The organism is Priestia sp. MDV22-iso46, assembly GCF_058629175.1.
Window position 1 is genome coordinate 546,878 of the sequence record NZ_JBZVWT010000002.1, and the last position, 20,384, is coordinate 567,261.

22 protein-coding genes are annotated in these 20,384 nt (G+C 39.3%); all 22 read left to right on the forward strand.

Translation table 11 applies throughout. The features are described from left to right. Window positions 1-29: 29 nt before the first annotated feature. The 22 genes from AC4NPH_RS14755 (at window position 30) to rseP (ending at window position 20,382) form a co-directional block, all read left to right on the forward strand. Complete coding sequence (locus AC4NPH_RS14755; protein ID WP_063672596.1) at window positions 30-671, forward strand: flagellar biosynthetic protein FliO; 642 nt, start codon at window positions 30-32, stop codon at window positions 669-671. Next, window positions 664-1,332 (forward strand): flagellar type III secretion system pore protein FliP, encoded by a 669-nt coding sequence (gene fliP, locus AC4NPH_RS14760; protein ID WP_013058863.1) that lies wholly within the window; start codon window positions 664-666, stop codon window positions 1,330-1,332. Before AC4NPH_RS14755 ends, fliP begins: the two co-directional genes overlap by 8 nt. Before the next feature lie 10 nt (window positions 1,333-1,342). Further along, on the forward strand, window positions 1,343-1,612 hold the full coding sequence (gene fliQ / locus AC4NPH_RS14765; RefSeq protein ID WP_016765390.1) for a flagellar biosynthesis protein FliQ: 270 nt from the start codon (window positions 1,343-1,345) through the stop codon (window positions 1,610-1,612). Window positions 1,613-1,614: 2 nt separating this feature from the next. Beyond that, window positions 1,615-2,391, forward strand: a complete 777-nt coding sequence (gene fliR / locus AC4NPH_RS14770; RefSeq protein ID WP_013058861.1) for a flagellar biosynthetic protein FliR — start codon at window positions 1,615-1,617, stop codon at window positions 2,389-2,391. Window positions 2,392-2,393: 2 nt separating this feature from the next. Further along, window positions 2,394-3,476: a flagellar biosynthesis protein FlhB gene (gene flhB, locus AC4NPH_RS14775; RefSeq protein ID WP_491938796.1), complete on the forward strand. Its 1,083-nt coding sequence runs from the start codon at window positions 2,394-2,396 to the stop codon at window positions 3,474-3,476. Window positions 3,477-3,506: 30 nt separating this feature from the next. Further along, window positions 3,507-5,543 carry a flagellar biosynthesis protein FlhA gene (gene flhA / locus AC4NPH_RS14780; protein WP_013058859.1) on the forward strand — a complete coding sequence of 679 codons (2,037 nt, stop codon included), beginning with the start codon at window positions 3,507-3,509 and terminating at the stop codon, window positions 5,541-5,543. Beyond that, the gene (flhF, locus tag AC4NPH_RS14785) at window positions 5,543-6,640 is read left to right on the forward strand and encodes a flagellar biosynthesis GTPase FlhF (protein ID WP_061859466.1); all 1,098 of its coding nucleotides are present in this window, start codon (window positions 5,543-5,545) and stop codon (window positions 6,638-6,640) included. Before flhA ends, flhF begins: the two co-directional genes overlap by 1 nt. Next, entirely contained in the window at window positions 6,633-7,502 is an 870-nt protein-coding gene (locus tag AC4NPH_RS14790) for a MinD/ParA family protein (RefSeq protein ID WP_335446768.1), read from the forward strand. Before flhF ends, AC4NPH_RS14790 begins: the two co-directional genes overlap by 8 nt. A gap of 9 nt (window positions 7,503-7,511) precedes the next feature. Beyond that, window positions 7,512-8,555, forward strand: a complete 1,044-nt coding sequence (locus AC4NPH_RS14795) for a protein-glutamate methylesterase/protein-glutamine glutaminase (protein WP_013058856.1) — start codon at window positions 7,512-7,514, stop codon at window positions 8,553-8,555. Window positions 8,556-8,569: 14 nt separating this feature from the next. Next, complete coding sequence (locus tag AC4NPH_RS14800) at window positions 8,570-10,549, forward strand: chemotaxis protein CheW (protein WP_491938797.1); 1,980 nt, start codon at window positions 8,570-8,572, stop codon at window positions 10,547-10,549. Window positions 10,550-10,579: 30 nt separating this feature from the next. Further along, window positions 10,580-11,008: a chemotaxis protein CheW gene (locus AC4NPH_RS14805; RefSeq protein WP_013058854.1), complete on the forward strand. Its 429-nt coding sequence runs from the start codon at window positions 10,580-10,582 to the stop codon at window positions 11,006-11,008. Between the two features lie 50 nt (window positions 11,009-11,058). Then, the gene (locus AC4NPH_RS14810; RefSeq protein ID WP_098197214.1) at window positions 11,059-11,553 is read left to right on the forward strand and encodes a chemotaxis protein CheD; all 495 of its coding nucleotides are present in this window, start codon (window positions 11,059-11,061) and stop codon (window positions 11,551-11,553) included. Between the two features lie 49 nt (window positions 11,554-11,602). Continuing rightward, on the forward strand, window positions 11,603-12,364 hold the full coding sequence (locus AC4NPH_RS14815; protein WP_098197213.1) for a FliA/WhiG family RNA polymerase sigma factor: 762 nt from the start codon (window positions 11,603-11,605) through the stop codon (window positions 12,362-12,364). A gap of 15 nt (window positions 12,365-12,379) precedes the next feature. After that, window positions 12,380-12,907 carry a hypothetical protein gene (locus AC4NPH_RS14820; RefSeq protein ID WP_098197212.1) on the forward strand — a complete coding sequence of 176 codons (528 nt, stop codon included), beginning with the start codon at window positions 12,380-12,382 and terminating at the stop codon, window positions 12,905-12,907. 158 nt (window positions 12,908-13,065) lie between these two features. After that, window positions 13,066-13,785, forward strand: coding sequence for a 30S ribosomal protein S2 (rpsB, locus tag AC4NPH_RS14825; protein WP_013058850.1), 720 nt, complete (start codon window positions 13,066-13,068; stop codon window positions 13,783-13,785). A gap of 107 nt (window positions 13,786-13,892) precedes the next feature. Further along, complete coding sequence (gene tsf / locus AC4NPH_RS14830; protein ID WP_013058849.1) at window positions 13,893-14,774, forward strand: translation elongation factor Ts; 882 nt, start codon at window positions 13,893-13,895, stop codon at window positions 14,772-14,774. Window positions 14,775-14,850: 76 nt separating this feature from the next. Next, window positions 14,851-15,573, forward strand: a complete 723-nt coding sequence (gene pyrH, locus AC4NPH_RS14835; protein ID WP_013058848.1) for a UMP kinase — start codon at window positions 14,851-14,853, stop codon at window positions 15,571-15,573. Window positions 15,574-15,575: 2 nt separating this feature from the next. Then, window positions 15,576-16,133 carry a ribosome recycling factor gene (gene frr / locus AC4NPH_RS14840; protein ID WP_013058847.1) on the forward strand — a complete coding sequence of 186 codons (558 nt, stop codon included), beginning with the start codon at window positions 15,576-15,578 and terminating at the stop codon, window positions 16,131-16,133. A 134-nt stretch (window positions 16,134-16,267) separates the two neighbouring features. Beyond that, window positions 16,268-17,050, forward strand: coding sequence for an undecaprenyl pyrophosphate synthase (uppS, locus tag AC4NPH_RS14845; protein WP_028410833.1), 783 nt, complete (start codon window positions 16,268-16,270; stop codon window positions 17,048-17,050). A gap of 18 nt (window positions 17,051-17,068) precedes the next feature. Then, entirely contained in the window at window positions 17,069-17,860 is a 792-nt protein-coding gene (locus AC4NPH_RS14850) for a phosphatidate cytidylyltransferase (protein ID WP_098197211.1), read from the forward strand. 35 nt (window positions 17,861-17,895) lie between these two features. After that, window positions 17,896-19,044 (forward strand): 1-deoxy-D-xylulose-5-phosphate reductoisomerase, encoded by a 1,149-nt coding sequence (gene dxr, locus AC4NPH_RS14855; RefSeq protein ID WP_013058844.1) that lies wholly within the window; start codon window positions 17,896-17,898, stop codon window positions 19,042-19,044. A 78-nt stretch (window positions 19,045-19,122) separates the two neighbouring features. Further along, window positions 19,123-20,382, forward strand: coding sequence for an RIP metalloprotease RseP (rseP, locus tag AC4NPH_RS14860; protein WP_013058843.1), 1,260 nt, complete (start codon window positions 19,123-19,125; stop codon window positions 20,380-20,382). Window positions 20,383-20,384 lie beyond the last annotated feature (2 nt).

Here is a 20,384-nt window from a genome sequence, read left to right on the forward strand (position 1 = left end):
CACTATGTTGAAGTAAGAGGTGGCAGACAATGCTGCGAAAGTTCGTAATTGCTGCGCTGTTAATAAGCGTATTAGCAGGATCAAATCAAATCGTCTATGCAGAAAGTGGATCTGCATCGGTAAAAGAATGTTTGGAAAAAACGGAGAAGTGTTCAGAGAGTGGGAGTACTGATTCAAAAGAAAAAACTGAACTCCAGGGGACACCTACGCTTTCAGCTGGAGATATCGTGAAGATGATATTCGCGTTTTTACTTGTAATTGGGCTGCTTTTTGTGCTCTTAAAATTTGTCAATAAAAAAGGAAGGCTGCTGCAAAAAAATAAAGTAGTACAAAACTTGGGTGGTACAAATGTTGGAAGCAGCAAGTCTGTACAAGTAGTCAAAGTTGGAAATCAGCTTTTTGTTATTGGAGTCGGTGACAATGTGCAGCTTCTTTCAGAAATTACAGGGCAAGAGAAACAGCAGCTGCTCACGCAGTATGAAGAACAGCAGAAAAACGAGGGCGAATATAAAGTGGTATTACCGTCGTTTTTAGAAAAATTGACTTCTAAAAAAGAAGAGAAATCTAGTCATTCCTTTCAGCAGATTTTTCAGCGAGAGATGAATGAAATGAAAATAAAAAGGCAAAACGTACTGAAAGAGTTAGAAAGGAACAAAAAGAACGATGAATGAAGTGATGAACCTCTTTAACTCGAGCAGTCCTACAAATATTTCCACGTCTGTTCAGCTCTTGTTGCTGCTGACGGTGTTTTCGGTTGCTCCTGGAATTTTAATTATGATGACCTGCTTTACACGCATTGTCATTGTGCTGTCATTTGTACGTACATCGCTCGGGACACAGCAAATGCCTCCTAATCAAATATTAGTTGGTTTATCGCTGTTTTTAACGTTTTTTATTATGGCACCCACTTTTTCTCAGGTGAATGAACAGGCGCTTCAGCCGCTTTTAAAAGAAAAAATCACGCTGAATCAAGCCTATGAAAAAGCAGCTGAACCGATGAAAGAATTTATGAGTGCTCATACAAGACAAAAAGATTTAGCTCTTTTTTTAGAATATGCGGATATAGATAGACCATCCTCTGTTCAGGATATTCCCTTAACAGCGCTCGTCCCAGCCTATGCGATCAGTGAGCTAAAGACAGCATTTCAAATTGGATTTATGATTTTTATTCCTTTTCTCATTATCGATATGATTATAGCAAGCGTGCTGATGTCTATGGGAATGATGATGCTTCCTCCCGTTATGATTTCCCTTCCGTTTAAAATTTTACTGTTTGTACTGGTTGACGGCTGGAATTTAGTTGTTAAATCATTATTAATAAGTTTTCAATAGGTGATAGACAATGAATGGAGAATTTGTCATTTCGTTAGCAGAAAAAGGCGTGTATACGATCTTAATTGTATCTGGCCCTTTATTGCTGCTGGCCCTTGTAGTTGGGCTCATTATTAGTATTTTTCAAGCAACTACCCAAATTCAAGAGCAAACTCTTGCTTTTGTTCCTAAGATTGTAGCGGTCTTAGTAGGGATTGTATTTTTTGGTCCGTGGATGTTATCAAAAATGATTTCATTTACATATGAAATTTTTTCAAATCTGTATCGGTACGTAGGATAGCTATGAGTCAGTTGATCTTATCCTATCCCGCGTTTTTACTAGTGCTAGTGCGGGTAACGTCTTTTTTTATCACGGTTCCGCTATTTTCATACAAAACAATTCCCGCAGTTCATAAGGTAGGTTTGTCTGCCTCGCTATCCGTCATTATTGCGACAACGATTGATTTACCCGTCGTTTCGTTAGATGCACAGTTTGTACTTTTAGTAGTAAAAGAATGTGCTGTTGGGTTGTTTATTGGTTTGACTGCGTATGTATTTATTATGGCTATTCAAATTGCCGGAGGTCTCATCGATTTTCAAATTGGGTTTGCGATTGCCAACGTAATAGATCCGCAGACAGGGGCGCAAAGTCCGATACTGGGTCAATATTTATATGTATTTGCTCTCCTATTTTTATTATCGACCAATGGACATCATTTATTAATAGACGGCATCTATAATAGTTATTTAATTATTCCGTTAGACAAAACAGCCTTCCCTGTGGGAAGCCAAGCATTTGCTACACACATCATAACTGTTTTTTCATCGATGTTTTTAGTAGCTGTTCAAATGTCTTTACCTTTGGTAGGTTCATTATTTTTAGTAGATATCGCGCTTGGAATTGTCGCAAGAACCGTTCCGCAGTTAAATATTTTTGTAGTGGGATTTCCAGTAAAAATTATTGTTGCCTTTATTTTGCTGATTGTCGTGATGGGGAGCATGTTTTATATGATGCAAATCATATTTGAACAAATGATAGAAGCGATGCACGCGATGATTCGCATATTAGGAGGGGTGTAGCTTTGTTTTTAGTAAAAGTTGATTTGCAATTTTTCGCGGGAGAAAAAACGGAAAAAGCTACACCTAAAAAAAAGCAAGACTCTAGAAAAAAAGGACAGGTAGTTAAAAGTCAAGACGTTACAACTGCGCTCATCCTTTTAATGGTTTTTCTTTATTTTTTGTTTGGAGCTAAACAGTTTTTACAGCAAATGATGAAGTTGTTAAGAGAAGCTTTTCAAACGTATATGCTTGAGGAAGTGACGGCAGAGCGCGTATTTGCAATGTTTAAGCACCTTCTTCCTTCAATAGCCCTTGCAGCAGGTCCTGTTATGCTCGCAGCTTTTATTGCTGCGCTCGGAGCGAATTATATGCAGGTTGGCATTCTTTTTTCCACGGAGGCTCTTCAGCCTAAGTTAGAAAAGATTAACCCTATTAGCGGAGCCAAACGGATTTTTGCCATGAGAGCGCTGGTAGAACTAATCAAGTCAACGCTGAAAATTATGTGTATCGGAGCCGTTACGTTTTTTATCTTATGGATTCACATAGAAGATGTATTAAATTTATCTCAAAAAAGTATAGGGGACTCGCTGGTTGTTCTGTCTAAGCTTGTTTTTCAAATGGGACTTGCAGCCTCGCTTATGCTTTTATTTTTATCGCTGCTTGATTATTTGTACCAAAAGTTTGATTTCGAGAAAAATATTCGAATGTCAAAGCAAGATATCAAAGATGAGCATAAAAACATTGAAGGGGATCCTCTAATCAAATCAAAAATAAAGCAAAAGCAGCGGGAAATGGCAATGTCTCGCATGATGCAAGAAGTTCCAAAAGCAGATGTCATCATTACAAACCCCACTCATTATGCCATTGCTTTAAAATATGATGAAGAAAAAATGGATGCTCCCTATGTTGTAGCCAGCGGCGTGGATTTTATTGCTCAAAAGATTAAAGGGATTGCCAAAAGCCATGAAATCATCATGGTAGAGAACCGCCCGCTGGCAAGAGCACTTTTTGACCAAACCAAAGTAGGAGATGCAGTACCCGAAGAATTTTTTAAAGCGGTGGCTGAAATATTAGCTTACGTATACCGCATTCAAAATAAAATGTAACGTTACGCTATTGTAAGGAGAGAAAAATTAATGTCTGCAAGAGAACTGCCAGTTGTTATAGGTGTTGTACTCATTATCGTCATGCTTGTTATTCCGTTGCCTTCATGGTTATTAAGTATTTTAATCATGATTAACATTTCTCTTGCGCTGCTTGTACTGCTCGTTTCCATGAATATGAAAGAACCTTTAGAGCTATCGGTATTTCCGTCTTTGCTGCTGGTTCTTACGCTGTTTCGATTAGGTTTGAATGTATCGACAACACGTTCAATCTTAGGAACAGGAGAAGCAGGCGGAGTGGTGGAAACATTTGGCCACTTCGTTATTGGAGGCAATCCGTTAGTGGGCTTTGTTGTCTTCATTATTTTAATTATCATTCAGTTTCTCGTTATTACAAAAGGAGCGGAGCGTGTTTCTGAAGTAGCCGCACGCTTTACTTTAGATGCGATGCCGGGTAAACAAATGAGTATTGATGCAGATTTAAATGCAGGTATGATTTCAGAAAAGCAAGCAATTGACCGCCGTGAAAAAATTCAGCGCGAAGCAGATTTTTACGGAGCAATGGATGGAGCTAGTAAATTCGTCAAAGGTGATGCCATTGCAGGGATTGTCATTACCCTTATTAATATCTTGTTTGGAATTATTATCGGCATGCTGCAAATGGGAATGTCCATCACTGAAGCATCCCAAACCTTTACTTTGTTAACAGTAGGCGATGGGTTAGTGAGTCAAATTCCAGCTCTTATGATTTCAACAGCGACAGGTATTATCGTCACTAGAGCTGCTTCAACAGGCAATTTGAGCGAAGATATTACCCAGCAGCTGTTTGCTTTTCCCGTTATGCTTTATGTCACTGGAGGAACGATTGCGGCTCTTGGTTTAATTACGCCAATTAATGATGTTATTACAATGCCTATTGCTATTTTGTTAGGAGTGGGAGGCTATTATTTGTCTCGGGCTAAGCATCAGGCGGTTCGTGAAGAAATGGCGCCTACTGAAGAAGAGCTTGAAGACAATGAAATGAAAAGTCCGGAGAGTGTTGTCAATCTATTAAGCGTTGATCCAATTGAATTTGAATTTGGGTATGCATTAATTCCGCTTGCTGATACGAATCAAGGAGGCGATCTGCTTGATCGAATTGTGATGATTAGGCGACAGCTGGCACTTGAGCTAGGATTGGTCATTCCGGTTGTTCGCATCAGAGACAACATTCAGCTTCAGCCCAACGAATACTGTCTTAAAATAAAGGGCAATGAAGTGGCAAAAGGGGAGCTGCTGCTCGATCACTACTTAGCAATCAGTCCGGGAATGGATGATGATTTGATTGAAGGAATTGATACGTTAGAGCCAGCTTTTAAAATGCCTGCAAAATGGATTAGTGAGTCGGTGAAGGAGCAGGCTGAGATGTTCGGGTATACCGTTGTTGACCCACCGTCGGTTGTGTCTACGCACATAACAGAAGTTATAAAATCGTATGCGCATGAGCTGATTGGAAGGCAGGAGACAAAGCAACTAATCGATCACACAAAAGAAACGTATCCTATATTAATTGAGGAAGTAACGCCTAATCCGCTTTCTGTTGGAGACATTCAAAGGGTACTGGCAAAGCTTTTAAAAGAAAGCGTCTCAATTCGAAATTTACCCATTATTTTTGAGGTGCTGGCCGACTACGGCAAAATGACGTCAGACACCGATTTGTTAACTGAATATGTCCGGCAAGGACTCGCAAGACAAATTACCAGTCAATACACGGTCCAAGAAGGTCTGCTTCGAGTTCTTACCCTTTCAGGAAAAGTTGAAAAAACGATGGCTGAAGCTGTTCAACAAACGGAGCATGGGAATTATTTATCACTAGACCCTAGCGTTTCACAAGCTATCGTAGAAAGTATAGCCAAGCAAACAGAAACACTTTCTTTTCAAGAACAGTCTCCAATTGTGTTATGTTCTCCTGCGGTGAGGATGTACGTGCGTCAAATCACTGAGCGGTATTTTCCTCATATGGCGGTTTTATCATATAACGAGCTAGAAGCAAATGTTGAAGTTCAAAGTGTTGGAGTGGTGGATATCTGATGAAAGTAAAAAAATACGTAGTAGCATCTATGCCGCAAGCTATGAAAGCCATTCGTTCAGATTTAGGTGAGGAAGCGGTTATTTTACATTCAAAACAAATTCGAACAGGAGGGTTTCTTGGCTTATTTACTAAGGCAAAAATAGAAGTATTGGCAGCTGTCGATTCTGTAGAAAGGCTGAGCGTAAAGAAGAACTCATCGCCGCCAGAACCCAGTATGGAAGATAATCAATCTTTTATGAAGCAGCAGCTCAGTGAGTTAAATACTCTTCTCTCACAAATGAATCAAATGCCAAAGGTTTCTTCAGGTTCATATCCAAAAGCAGTGGAGGATGTGCTTGCCTATTTGCGTTTGCAAGAAATAGACGAAGCTATTTTAAAAAGCATAGAGGCTCCTATGCTAGAGTACTACTACTTACATCGCCCTCACTCAAACCAACTTATGGAGTGGACGAAGAGCTGGTTTGTCAATCAGTTTAAAGCAAGTGAATGGAGCGGCCCTTTCAAAAAATATGTAAGTGTAGTAGGACCAACAGGTGTCGGTAAAACAACAACTCTTGCTAAATTGGCCGCAAAGTGTGTCCTGGAACACAATCAAAAAATAGCATTTATTACAACTGACACGTATAGAATTTCAGCGATTGAGCAGCTCAAGACGTACGCTTCGATCTTGAATGCTCCTTTAACGATTTGTTATAACGGAGCAGATTTTAAAAAAGCTTTGCTAGAAACGGAAGCATACGATGTGATTTTTATTGACACAGCAGGCCGTAACTTTTTGGAACAGCAATATGTAAATGATTTAAAGAAAATTATTACGTTTCAAGAAGATTTGCAAACGTTTCTTGTTTTAGCACTAACGTCAAAAGTATCAGATATGAAAGCTGTATATGAACGTTTTGCTAGTCTGCCTGTTGATCACTTGATTTTTACGAAGCAAGATGAAACAACCCACAAAGGCTCGCTTTTAAATATGTTATATCATTACGGCAAGCGAGCTGCTTTTACAACAAACGGGCAGGATGTACCAGAAGATGTTTCGGCATTTAAAATAAAAGAGTTTATTGACGATGTGTTTGGAGATTGGAAAGATGAATGATCAAGCAGCAGTTTTAAGAGAAAAAGTGTTAAAGAAGCATCAAAACTCTTTAAGGAATTGTAAAACACTAGCCGTCTTAAGCGGAAAAGGAGGAGTTGGAAAGTCGAACCTATCATTAAACTTATCTCTTGCGCTAACGAAGCAAAAGCAAAGAGTTCTTCTTTTTGACATGGATATAGGGATGGGAAATATTGATATTTTGATTGGGCAAACTGCTTCATATACGATGGTTGATTTGCTAGAAAAAAAGCTTTCCATCCAGCAAATTATTAAAAAAGGTCCTCAAGATTTAGCTTATGTGGCTGGTGGAACAGGAATTCCCTCTGTATTTGAATGGTCTCCATCAGACCTTGCTCATTTAATACAAGAATTGAATTCGTTAACAAATCAATATGATTATATGATTTTTGATATGGGAGCGGGCATGTCAGAGAGTGTGCTTAAGTTTTTAAAAGCTGTAGATGAAATGATCGTGGTCACAACACCAGAACCTACATCTATAACAGATGCTTACGCTGCTATTAAGCTAGCAGCTTCCTATTCTGTATCAGCACCGGTTCGTCTTATTATTAATAAAACGCTTTCCGAAAAAGAAGGAAATCAGACGTATGAACGATTTAATCGAGCTGTTCAGCAGTTTTTGAACGTATCTATTTCTCTATTAGGTATTGTCCCAGATGATCAAGCTGTCCAAAAGGCAGTTAATCGTCAAATCCCTTTTTTGCTTCAAGACCCAAAATCTAAAGCTAGTACATCACTGGTGGATATGGTAAATATTCTTGTTCCACAAGACGATAGGACAGCCACTAACACACAAGGAATGTTTATTCGGCGCCTTAAACGATTTTTTCTTGAAAGGTAGGAAATTAGAGTGAATGAAATAAAGGTGCTTATTGTAGATGATTCTGCATTTATGCGAAAGCTAATCGGCGATTTTTTAGCATGTGACAGTCGTTTTCACGTTGTGGGTACCGCACGTAATGGTGAAGAAGGGTTGAAAAAAGCGCTCGAGCTGTCGCCAGACATTGTGACACTTGATATTGAAATGCCCAAAATGAATGGCTTAGATATGTTAAAACAGCTCATGCGCGTGAAGCCCCTTCCTGTTGTCATGTTATCGAGTACAACAATAGAAGGTGCTGAAAATACGCTGACCGCTATGCAGTACGGCGCAGTTGATTTTGTTGCTAAACCTTCGGGAGCTATTTCGCTGGACTTACATAAAGTGAAAGATGAGCTTATTTCTAAACTATTGCTTGCTAGTAAAGCCAACATATCTTCAAGCAGTCATCAGCACGCGCAAAACAGCAGTGTATATAACCTCCCGATGGGGACGAAAGTGAACAAAATGATTTGTATTGGCACTTCTACTGGAGGACCGCGTGCGCTGCAAGAAGTATTATCAACTGTTTCAAAAGACATAAACGCACCTATTTTTATTGTGCAGCATATGCCGCCAAATTTTACAAAATCATTAGCAGCTAGATTAAATCAGCTGTCTGATATTGAAGTGAAAGAAGCAAAAGACAATGAAATCGTTCGCTCAGGATGTGCGTATATTGCGCCTGGAGGTTTTCATATGACGGTTGTAGAGAAAAAAGGACAGCTCAGCATTTGTTTAGATACTTCTTCACCTGTAAAGGGACATCGCCCCTCAGTGGATCGTTTGTTTCAGTCGATTAGTAAAATTTCAGGTTATCAAGCGCTTGCCATTGTGTTGACGGGAATGGGGGCGGATGGAACGGAAGGCGTGATTGAGTTAAAGAAAAATAAAGATGTGCTTGTACTAGCTGAATCTGAGGAAACTGCTGTCATTTATGGGATGCCCAAATCAGCCGTTTCTACAAAACTTGTTGATTATATTGAACCGCTGAGAAACGTTGGAAGCTTTATTTCTCGCTACGCACAGAAATAGGAGGGGAAGTTACGATGGATATGAATCAATATCTAGAAGTGTTTATTGAAGAAAGCAGGGAACATCTTCAAAACGTTAATGACCAGCTAATGCGTTTTGAAAAAAATACCGATGATCTTGGCTATGTAAACGAAATTTTTCGGTCTGCTCATACGTTAAAAGGTATGTCTGCAACAATGGGATTTGATGATTTAGCACAATTAACTCACAAAATGGAAAACGTGTTAGATGCTGTTCGAAATCACCAACTCGACGTTCATACGGAAGTTCTTGATGTTTTGTTTGAATCAGTCGATGCGCTAGAAATAATGGTTCAATCTATTTCTGAAGGCGGCGATGGTCAGCTTGATGTCAAATTGCTTGTTCAAAAGCTGCAGCGTATTGTAGCAGAGGAACCCGTAGCACAGCATGCAGCTTCTTCCATTGAGTACGATGAATTAGTACAAACGCTGCTCAGCCAAACAGCAGACCAAGGGTTTAACGCGTTTGAAATAACCGTACAGCTTGAACTCACCTGCTTATTAAAAGCTGCACGCGCTTATATGGTATTTGATGTGTTAGAGCAAGCGGGAGACGTCATTAAGTCAGCGCCAACTGTTCAAGATATCGAACAAGAAAAATTTGAATCATCTTTTATCGTTATATTAGTAACAAACGAATCGCAAGAAAAGCTGCAGGCGAGCATTATGGAAGTTTCTGAAGTAGAAAGTGTGAAAATTGCTGCGGTCCCCGTAAAAAAGGAGACAAAAATGGAGGAGCTTGTTTCACCAGAAGTAGCAGCAGCCATACAGGAAGTTACTGTGTCAGCACCTTCTAAATCGCCTGTTGAAGAGAAAAGACAGCCCTCAAATAACAAGACGATTCGAGTTAATATTGACCGTTTGGACAGTCTCATGAACTTGTTTGAAGAACTAGTTATTGATAGAGGCAGGTTAGAACAAATATCAAAAGAATTGAATAATAGCGAATTAGACGAAACGGTAGAGCGGATGTCTCGTATTTCTGGAGATTTGCAAACGATTATTTTAAATATGCGTATGGTGCCTGTAGAAACCGTTTTTAATCGTTTTCCCCGTATGGTGAGACAGCTTTCAAAAGATTTAGGGAAACAAATTGAACTTCAAATTGTCGGAGCTGATACAGAGCTGGACCGGACCGTCATTGATGAAATTGGAGATCCGCTTGTTCACTTATTAAGAAATGCCGTTGACCACGGAATTGAAATGCCTCAAGCACGCTTAGAGAACGGAAAGAATGAAAAGGGAACGATTCGCCTTAAAGCTTATCATAGCGGAAATCATGTCTTTATTGATTTAGAAGATGACGGGGCGGGCATCAATCGTGAAAAGGTACTGCAAAAAGCGTTAGATCGAGAAATTATTGATGGGAAAACAGCTGAAACGCTGACGGATAAACAAGTGTACGAGCTCATTTTTGCTTCGGGCTTTTCGACGGCTGAGCAAATTTCAGATGTTTCCGGACGAGGAGTAGGTTTAGATGTCGTGAAAAACACGATTGAATCGCTAGGGGGTTCTGTAACGATCGATTCTAAAGAAGGATACGGTTCGCGTTTTTCTATTCAACTGCCGCTCACTCTGTCTATCATTTCTGCTTTACTCGTGCAAATGAGTGAAGAGCGCTATGCCTTGCCGCTTTCTTCGATTATTGAAACAGCTATTGTTCAGTCGAAAGAGGTCATGCATGTACACGGTCAAAAGGTTATTGATTTTCGAGGAGCCATTATTCCTCTTATTGATTTAAAAGAACTATTCACTGTGCCTAACTCAGTACAAGGCGATCATTATTCAGTAGTCATCGTGAAAAAAGGAGAAAAGACCGCCGGGCTAATTGTTGATTCTTTTATCGGTCAGCAGGAAATTGTTTTAAAATCTTTAGGTCATTATCTGCCGGATGTGTTTGCTATTTCAGGAGCCACGATTTTAGGTGATGGACAAGTAGCACTTATCATTGATTGCAACGCTTTGATTAAATAACAAATGCTGTAAAAAGAAAGGGAGAAAGGCATGAAAATTATTGTGTTTCAATTGGGAGACGAGGAGTACGGAATCTCAGTAGAAGAAGTGCAGTCGATTGAAAAGATTCAGCACATAACACGTGTTCCTGGAGTAAAAAAATATGTAAAAGGTGTTATTAATCTTCGCGGTGTTATTACACCGATTATTGATTTGCGCACTCGTTTTAACTTGCAAGAACAGCTTAACCATGAGCTGACACGTATTATTATGGTTCGTCTTAATGATGTAGAAGCAGGTTTGATTGTCGATGCAGCAAATGATGTAGTGGATATTGATGAAAAAACGATTGCTTCAGTGCCTGAAACAGTTGAAGGAACAGCTGTAGAATACTTAAACGGAGTCGTTAAAGTAGATAGCCGTTTAATTGTTCTTCTAAATTTACCTAAAGTGCTCTCTTTAGAAGACCACCTCCAGTGAGCCAAACGAATAATGGATATCACGCTGAAGGTTCTAGGAGTTGAAGAATCATGAGAGATGATAAACAAGTGATTAAGGTAGGAATTGCCGAGATGAATGTTACACATGCACCCGCAGTGCTTCGAACAGCGGGATTAGGATCATGTGTAGGAGTTGTCGTTTATGACTCTATTCACTCAGTAGCTGGGCTCGCTCATGTGATGCTTCCGGATTCAAGCGGGGCTAAATGTCCTTTTAATAGAGCTAAATATGCAGATACAGCCATTTTTGATTTGATAAATATGTTGATTAAACAAGGCGCACATAGAAAATTGTTAAAAGCAAAAATAGCAGGAGGCGCGCAGATGTTTCAATTTGAACCAAGAAATGATGTCATGCGAATTGGCCTTCGAAATGTTCAAGCAGTAGAGAGAGAGCTGCATAGAAACAATGTAGAAATTGCAGCAAAAGCTACAGGAGGACACAACGGACGCACAATTGAATTTGATCCTCAAACGGCTCTTTTAAAGGTTCGTACGATTAACGAAGGGATAAAAACGATATAAAGCGCGCTCTGACCGTTTAATAGCGCTATAAAAAGGAGTTGAAAGACCCTTGAAAAGTATACAAGAAGTTGAAGAACATAAAATTTGGCAGGAATGGATAGAGACGAGAGACTCACATGCAGGAAACATGCTTGTTAAAAAGTACATGCCGCTTGTTAACTATCACGTTCAGCGGATTAGCGTGGGGCTGCCAAAGAATATTCATAAAGAAGAGCTTCGTAGTTTAGGGTTAATCGGCCTTTACGATGCTTTGGAAAAGTTTGATTACGGTAGAGACTTAAAGTTTGATACATATGCGTCTTTTCGAATTCGAGGGGCGATAATAGACGGGCTTCGTAAAGAAGATTGGTTATCAAGAAGCGCAAGGGAAAAGACGAAAAGGATTGAGCAAGCAACAGAAGCACTTGAACAAAGATACTTGCGCAGAGTTGCACCAAGTGAGGTTGCAAAAGAAGTAGGCATGACAGAAGCAGATGTCGTTCATACGATGAACGAAGGCTTCTTAGCTAACGTGTTGTCAATGGAAGAACAGCCGAAAGAGTATGAAGATGGAGAGCAAAAATATACGATTAAAGATGAAAAAACGCTCTCTCCTGAAGAGGAGCTAATTAACGACGAACGATATCAAGACCTTGCTGAAGTTATCGAGCAGCTAAATGAAAAAGAGCAGCTCGTTGTTTCATTATTCTATAAAGAAGAGTTGACTTTCACAGAAATCGCACAGCTGTTAGGGCTATCTACTTCACGTATTTCTCAAATTCATTCGAAAGCGCTGTTTAAAATGCGTACGAGCTTAAGCAAAATAATTTAACAAAGAGGTAAAAAGATGGGGTTTTTACTCGCAGTTAGTTTTTTAATTCATGGTCTATCACTGTTTTGCATTATTCTTTTATATATGCAAGTGACCAAAGTGAAAAGGATTGAACGCTTGCACCAGCAAAATATAAATAAAATGGAAGCTGCGATGAGTTCATATCTAGCTGAATTTCAGGAACAAAACGAGCAGTTTTTAAGGCAGCTTCGAGAGCGTTCCACTTCGCTTTCTTCGGAAGTGGAAAAAAGCAGCGTAAAATCACCTTTGGTAGATGAAGAAGACGTGCCTGTTCAAAGGGTGGATCTAAAAAGTGAGCCTTCCCAGTCGCTACATGAACTTCTTTCTATAGAAGAAAATCAGAAGCATATACACACATATTTTGACGAATTAACTACAGACCAAATTCAAGATTTGTCAAGTGAAGAGATAAAAGAATTTTCCGTTTATTTAAAAAGAAAAGGTTTAACAATCGAAGAAATTGCAAAACATTTACACAGAGGGAAAACTGAAATTGAATTATTATTGAAATTTCATCAATAAACTTAATGAAACGCTTGCTTGTGAAAAAGGAGTGTGCTATATTTGTTTTTGGTGTTATTACACACGCTTGTTGATTCGGTTGATGGTGCTACTTTTTGTAGTTTCGGCTGAAGATGAAATGAGCGGAGGAGACTTAAAACCATTAGGAGGAAAAACACATGTCAGTAATTTCAATGAAACAATTACTAGAAGCTGGTGTACATTTCGGTCACCAAACTCGCCGTTGGAACCCAAAGATGAAGAAATATATCTTCACTGAGCGTAACGGCATCTACATTATCGATCTTCAAAAAACAGTTAAGAAAGTAGAAGAAGCGTACAAATTCGTTAAAGAATTAGCTGCAGACGGCGGTACTGTTTTATTCGTAGGTACGAAAAAACAAGCTCAAGATTCTGTTAAAGAAGAAGCAGCTCGCGCTGGTATGTACTTTGTTAACCAACGTTGGTTAGGTGGTACATTAACTAACTTCTCAACTATCCAAAAACGTATCAAACGTTTAAAAGATATCGAAAAAATGCAAGAAGACGGTACTTTCGAAGTACTACCTAAGAAAGAAGTAGTTCAACTTAAAAAAGAGTTAGAGCGTCTTGAAAAATTCTTAGGCGGCATTAAAGATATGAAACAACTTCCAGATGCATTATTCATCATTGACCCTCGTAAAGAGCGTATTGCAGTAGCGGAAGCTAAAAAATTACACATTCCAATCGTTGGTATCGTAGACACTAACTGTGATCCAGACGAAATTGATTATGTAATCCCTGCAAACGATGATGCAATTCGTGCTGTTAAACTTTTAACTTCTAAAGTTGCTGATGCTATTCTAGAAGCTAAACAAGGTGAAGAAACAGCAGTTGAAACTGAAACAACTACTGCTTAATTCCGTGAAAGGTGATAAGAGGGAATAGCCTTTTATCACCTTTTTTTGAAAAGATTTAACCCATTTATATACATTAATTACATACCCAAACAAGGAGGCTACACATTATGGCAATTACTGCTCAAATGGTAAAAGAACTACGTGAAAAAACTGGCGCTGGTATGATGGATTGTAAAAAAGCGTTAACTGAAACTAACGGTGATATGGAGCAAGCAATCGATTTCTTACGTGAAAAAGGTATTGCAAAAGCTGCTAAAAAATCAGACCGTATTGCTGCTGAAGGTCTAACTTACATCGAAACTCAAGGTAACGAAGCTGTTATCCTAGAAGTTAACTCTGAAACTGATTTCGTTGCGAAAAACGAAGGTTTCCAAAAATTAACAAAAGAATTAGCTGCTCACATCTTAGCTAACAAACCAGCTGACGCTGCTGAAGCTGCTACTCAAAAAATGGAAAACGGTGCAACTGTTGAAGAACACATCAACTCTGCAATCGCTACAATCGGAGAAAAATTATCTCTACGTCGTTTCGCTGTAGCAACAAAAACTGATGCTGATGCATTCGGTGCTTACCTACATGCTGGCGGACGTATCGGTGTGTTAACAGTATTATCTGGTACAACTGAAGAAGCTGTTGCAAAAGACGTTGCTATGCACATCGCTGCAATCAACCCTAAATACATCTCTCGTGACCAAGTTTCTGCTGAAGAAACTGAGCGTGAGCGCGAAGTATTAACTCAACAAGCATTAAACGAAGGCAAACCAGAAAAAATCGTTGCAAAAATGGTTGAAGGTCGCCTTGGCAAATTCTTCGAAGATATTTGCTTACTAGATCAAACATTTGTTAAAAATCCTGATCAAAAAGTACGTCAGTTCGTTGAGAGCAAAGGCGCTACTGTTGAAAGCTTCGTTCGTTTTGAAGTAGGAGAAGGTATTGAGAAGCGTCAAGACAACTTCGCTGAAGAAGTAATGAACCAAGTTAAAAAGTAAGGGTTTGACCGTATAGGGAACACTGTGTGTTCCCTTTTTTACAAAAGAGATCTCACCGTTAACGATGGAGGTAAGCATGAGTCAAGCAAAATATAATCGTATCGTATTAAAGTTAAGTGGAGAAGCATTAGCTGGTGAAGAGGGTTTTGGTATTAACCCATCCATCATCAAATCTGTTGCTGAACAAGTAAAAGCCGTTTATGAATTAGGTGTGGAAATTGCTGTAGTCGTTGGTGGTGGAAACATTTGGCGTGGTAAAATTGGCAGTGAAATGGGTATGGATCGTGCCGCTGCTGATTATATGGGAATGCTAGCAACAGTAATGAACTCTTTGGCTCTTCAAGATAGCTTAGAGAACATTGGTGTGCAAACACGAGTTCAGACTTCTATCGAGATGAGACAAGTAGCAGAGCCTTATATTAGAAGAAAAGCTGTTCGTCATCTTGAGAAAAAACGCGTTGTTATTTTCGCCGCGGGTACAGGAAACCCTTATTTCTCTACAGATACAACAGCAGCTTTGCGTGCAGCTGAAATCGAAGCTGACGTGATCTTAATGGCTAAAAATAACGTAGATGGCGTTTATAATGCAGATCCTAAGCTTGTACCTGATGCTGTAAAATACGAAACATTAACGTATATTGATGTTTTAAAAGATGGACTAGCTGTTATGGATTCTACAGCTTCTTCATTATGTATGGACAATGATATTCCGCTAATTGTTTTTTCAATTACGGAAGAAGGCAATATTAAACGTGCCGTTACAGGCGAAAACATTGGAACAATTGTAAAGGGGAAATAAACATGCCAAAACAAGTGTTGCAAAACGCAAAAGAAAGAATGGAAAAAGCAATTCAATCATTTAGCCGCGAACTAGCATCAATTCGTGCTGGACGTGCAAGCGCGTCACTTCTTGACCGCGTAACGGTAGAATACTACGGTGCACCAACACCAATTAACCAATTGGCGCAAGTAAGCGTGCCTGAAGCTCGTATGCTTGTTATTCAGCCTTATGACAAATCACAAATTGGTGAAGTTGAAAAAGCTATTTTAAAATCTGACTTAGGGTTAACACCTACAAGCGATGGAACTATTATCCGTTTATCGATTCCTGCTTTAACGGAAGAACGTCGTCGTGAGTTAGTGAAAATGGTGAAAAAATATGCTGAAGAAGCAAAAGTTGCGGTTCGTAACGTACGCCGTGATGCAAACGATGATTTCAAAAAGTTAGAGAAAAAAGGTGAAATTACTGAAGACGATTTACGCGGCTACAGTGATGACATTCAAAAACTAACAGATGACCATATCGTAAAAGTGGATAAAGTGGCGAAAGATAAAGAAGAAGAAATTATGGCAGTTTAAGTCATTTCAAGGTAAAATATATTGTAAAAGACCCTCTATTGTTTACAGGGGGTTTTTTTGTTAATAATGTGTAGTAAGAAAAAACTCACATAAGCCACACGTTTATGTGAGAGCGTACAACGGGGGACCTTTGCATGTTAAGAAAATTTCAAGCATGGAAGAAAAGTCAAGATTTAAATACACTGTCTTTGTCAGAACGAAAAGATCAAGTGAAACAGCACCCTGTTCCTGAACATATTGCAATTATTATGGATGGGAACGGTCGTTGGGCGCAAAAACGAGCTCTTCCTCGCATGATGGGCCATCATGAAGGAATGAAGGTAGTGCGTCATGTGACCAGATTGGCCAATGAATTAGGTGTTAAAGTATTAACTTTATATGCATTTTCCACTGAAAATTGGAAGCGCCCCAAAACTGAAGTCGAGTTTTTAATGAAACTGCCAGAGGAATTTTTAACAACCTTTCTGCCTGAGCTAATTGAAAAAAATGTGCAAGTTCGTATTATGGGGGATAAAAGTGAGCTCCCTGCCCATACGATTCGAGCCGTGGATAACGCAATTGAAAAAACAAAGCATAACACAGGGCTGATTTTAAACTTCGCGCTCAATTACGGTAGCCGTCACGAAATCATGGGCGCTATTCAGTCATTGGTAGAAGATGTAGAACAGGGAAAAGTAGCTTCCTCTTCTATTTCAGAAAATTTATTTTCTTCCTATTTAATGAGCAAAAGCCTTCCAGATCCGGATTTGCTTATTCGTACAAGCGGTGAGCTTCGCTTAAGTAATTTTATGCTTTGGCAGCTAGCTTACACAGAGTTTTGGTTTACAGAAGTATTATGGCCAGATTTTAAAGAAAATCATTTAATCGAAGCAGTCGAGGCGTTTCAAAAGCGCGGTCGTCGCTTTGGTGGTGTATAAGAAGGTGTGGAAAACAAGATGAAACAGCGCATTATCACCGCGATTGTAGCACTTGCGGTATTTGTGCCGATTGTTTTAATTGGAGGGTTACCTTTTACCCTTATCATGTATGTAATCGGAACAGTTGGTGTAATTGAGCTTTTAAAAATGAAACATTTGAAAGCAATGTCTTTTCCAAGTATCATTAGTTTATTGCTAACCTGGGTGTTTTTACTACCAAATGGAAGAGATGTTGCATTTCAATTCTTAAGTGAACATAAGATAGAAGTAGCGCTTGCTGCTGTCCTTCTTTTATTAATGTACACGGTTGTAGTTAAAAATAAATTTACCTTCGATGACGTTGGGTTTATTTTATTAACGACAGTATATGTTGGCTTTGGCTTTCATTATTTTATTGAGGTTCGTCAAGAGTTCGGGCTAGCTTATTTGTTCTTTGCTTTTCTTATTATTTGGGCGACGGATTCCGGAGCTTATTTTATTGGACGAGCAATGGGGAAACGAAAGCTATGGCCGGAAATCAGCCCTAATAAAACAATTGAAGGTTTTGTTGGTGGCGTCGTATGCGCGATCGTAGTAGCCGTTGTATTTAAGCTGTTAGCAAATATTGATCAAACCATGATCGAACTACTTGTAATTGGTATTATCGTATCGTTATTTGGACAGATGGGCGATCTTGTACAATCAGCGTTCAAACGTCACTATGGTGTAAAAGATTCAGGGAAGATTTTACCAGGTCATGGTGGGATTTTAGACCGTTTTGACAGTTTAATGTTCATCATGCCAATTCTAGCTTTTTTATTATCTCTATAAAAAAGATGTCTTTGTTTTAATAGGAGTGAATATACTTGAAGAAAATTTCCTTGTTAGGAGCTACAGGTTCAATCGGTACTCAAACCGTTGATATTGTTCGAGCGCATCCGGAGCATTTTGAGCTCTCAGCAATCTCTGTAGGTCGAAATATTAATGAAGCAAGAAAGATTATTCAGCAGTGTAAGCCAGCCCTTGTTTCTGTGATGAAGAAAGAAGATTGTCTGTCACTGCAAGCAGAATTCCCTTCTATTCGATTTGTTTATGGAGAAGAAGGGCTTGTAGAAGTGGCAACTCATCCATCCACAGAAGTTTTAGTAAATGCTGTTCTTGGAAGTGTAGGGTTAACTCCTACGCTAGAAGCAATCAAAATGAGAAAAACGATTGCTATTGCAAATAAGGAGACACTTGTTACCGCTGGTCACCTTGTCATGGAAGCAGCCAAGGAATATGGCGCTGATATTTTACCGGTAGACAGTGAGCATTCAGCTATTTTTCAAAGTTTGCAAGGGCAAGATCAAAAAGCAATAGACCGTTTAATTTTAACGGCTTCTGGAGGGAGCTTTCGAGATAAGACGAGAGCAGAACTACAGGGAGTAACGGTTGAAGATGCGTTAAATCATCCAAACTGGTCAATGGGAGCTAAAATTACAATTGATTCGGCGACGATGATGAATAAGGGACTAGAAGTGATTGAAGCACATTGGCTTTTTGATCTTCCCTATGAGAAAATTGATGTATTGTTACATAAGGAAAGCATCATTCATTCTATGGTAGAGTATTCTGATACAAGCGTTATTGCTCAGCTTGGAACGCCTGATATGCGCGTGCCAATTCAATACGCGTTAACGTATCCAAAACGCATGTCTTTGCCCAACACCAAGCGTTTAAGCTTGGCGGATATTGGCCAGCTTCACTTCGCTAAAATGGATGAAGAGCGTTTTCGCTGTTTAGCTTTTGCATTTGAGGCTGGCAAAGCAGGTGGAACACTTCCGACTGTTTTAAATGCAGCTAATGAAGAAGCTGTTCAAGCCTTTCTAGATGGTCACATTACATTTTTACAAATTGAAGATGTGATTGAAAAAGCAATGAATGAACATACTGTAATACAGAAACCTTGTTTATCTACTATTAAAGAAGTAGATTTAGAAGCAAGAGAGTTTGTTAGATCCGCTATCTCTCGATAATGTGCGTGCGAGAGAAGCCACTCATTTATTTCTGGTGGGTGGAGGTTTGACTCTATTACATGAAGGGGGTAATACCCATTGAACACAGTCATTGCGTTTGTCGTCATTTTTGGAGCTCTTGTATTCTTTCATGAGCTTGGTCATTTAGTTTTTGCAAAGCGTGCAGGCATCTTATGCCGTGAGTTTGCCATTGGGTTTGGTCCCAAAATCTTTTCATTTAAACGAGATGAAACAGTTTATACCATTCGATTGCTGCCTCTAGGTGGATTTGTTCGAATGGCTGGAGAAGACCCAGAAATGATCGAAGTTAAGCCTGGTCAAATGGTGGGCCTCATGTTTGATAAGGAAGGCAAAGTAAATAAAGTCATTATTAACAACAAGGAACAGCATCCAAATGCAAAAGTTATTGAGGTAGAGCAAGCAGACTTAGAGCATAATCTATTTATTTCAGGTTATGAAGAAGGTGAAGATGAACGTCTGCAAAAATTCGAGGTAGCAGAAGAATCTTACTTCGTTATGGACGGAGAAGAAATTCAAATTGCACCTTACAGCCGTCAGTTTGCTTCCAAAACTCTTGGTCAGCGTGCGCTAGCCATTTTCGCTGGTCCGCTAATGAACTTTATATTAGCCTTTGTTATTTTTATCGTTCTTGGGATTTCTCAAGGATATGTTATTGACAAACCCGTGATGGGCAAATTAACATCAGATGGAGTAGCCGTTGATGCGGGACTTAAACAAGGAGATAAAGTTCAAGCAATTGATGGACAAAGTGTTTCAACGTGGGATGATGTCGTAAAAGTAATTCAAAAACATCCTGAACAGCAAATTACATTCACGGTTCAGCGCGGCGGCAAAACGCTAGATATTCCGATTACACCTGAAAGTCGCAAAGTTGGGGAACAGACAATTGGACTAATTGGCGTATATGCACCGGTTGAAAAGTCATTCATTGGTTCGATCACGCACGGAGCTACTGAAACATATACGTGGATGAAAGAAATCTTAACGGGTCTAGGGAAGCTTGTGACAGGACAGTTCAAATTGGATATGCTTTCTGGTCCTGTAGGTATTTACGCAGCAACCGATCAAGTAGCACAGTCAGGCATTTATTATTTAATGAAATGGGCAGCCGTTTTAAGTATTAACTTAGGGATTGTCAATTTGCTTCCACTTCCTGCTTTAGATGGAGGACGACTATTGTTCTTCGCTGTAGAAGGAATTCGCGGTAAGCCAATTGATCGTCAAAAAGAAGGCATTGTTCATTTTATCGGTTTTGCTTTATTAATGCTGCTGATGCTCGTTGTAACGTGGAACGATATTCAAAAGTTCTTTTTATAAGA

Bases quoted from the DNA above. Each gene is read 5' to 3' on its own strand.
- pyrH (WP_013058848.1), top strand. From the start codon at position 14,851: ATGAGTCAAGCAAAATATAATCGTATCGTATTAAAGTTAAGTGGAGAA.
- AC4NPH_RS14805 (WP_013058854.1), top strand. From the start codon at position 10,580: ATGAAAATTATTGTGTTTCAATTGGGAGACGAGGAGTACGGAATCTCA.
- AC4NPH_RS14755 (WP_063672596.1), top strand. From the start codon at position 30: ATGCTGCGAAAGTTCGTAATTGCTGCGCTGTTAATAAGCGTATTAGCA.
- tsf (WP_013058849.1), top strand. From the start codon at position 13,893: ATGGCAATTACTGCTCAAATGGTAAAAGAACTACGTGAAAAAACTGGC.
- frr (WP_013058847.1), top strand. From the start codon at position 15,576: ATGCCAAAACAAGTGTTGCAAAACGCAAAAGAAAGAATGGAAAAAGCA.
- fliQ (WP_016765390.1), top strand. From the start codon at position 1,343: ATGAATGGAGAATTTGTCATTTCGTTAGCAGAAAAAGGCGTGTATACG.
- AC4NPH_RS14800 (WP_491938797.1), top strand. From the start codon at position 8,570: ATGGATATGAATCAATATCTAGAAGTGTTTATTGAAGAAAGCAGGGAA.
- rpsB (WP_013058850.1), top strand. From the start codon at position 13,066: ATGTCAGTAATTTCAATGAAACAATTACTAGAAGCTGGTGTACATTTC.
- fliP (WP_013058863.1), top strand. From the start codon at position 664: ATGAATGAAGTGATGAACCTCTTTAACTCGAGCAGTCCTACAAATATT.
- uppS (WP_028410833.1), top strand. From the start codon at position 16,268: ATGTTAAGAAAATTTCAAGCATGGAAGAAAAGTCAAGATTTAAATACA.
- fliR (WP_013058861.1), top strand. From the start codon at position 1,615: ATGAGTCAGTTGATCTTATCCTATCCCGCGTTTTTACTAGTGCTAGTG.
- AC4NPH_RS14850 (WP_098197211.1), top strand. From the start codon at position 17,069: ATGAAACAGCGCATTATCACCGCGATTGTAGCACTTGCGGTATTTGTG.
- flhA (WP_013058859.1), top strand. From the start codon at position 3,507: ATGTCTGCAAGAGAACTGCCAGTTGTTATAGGTGTTGTACTCATTATC.
- AC4NPH_RS14810 (WP_098197214.1), top strand. From the start codon at position 11,059: ATGAGAGATGATAAACAAGTGATTAAGGTAGGAATTGCCGAGATGAAT.
- AC4NPH_RS14820 (WP_098197212.1), top strand. From the start codon at position 12,380: ATGGGGTTTTTACTCGCAGTTAGTTTTTTAATTCATGGTCTATCACTG.
- AC4NPH_RS14790 (WP_335446768.1), top strand. From the start codon at position 6,633: ATGAATGATCAAGCAGCAGTTTTAAGAGAAAAAGTGTTAAAGAAGCAT.
- flhF (WP_061859466.1), top strand. From the start codon at position 5,543: ATGAAAGTAAAAAAATACGTAGTAGCATCTATGCCGCAAGCTATGAAA.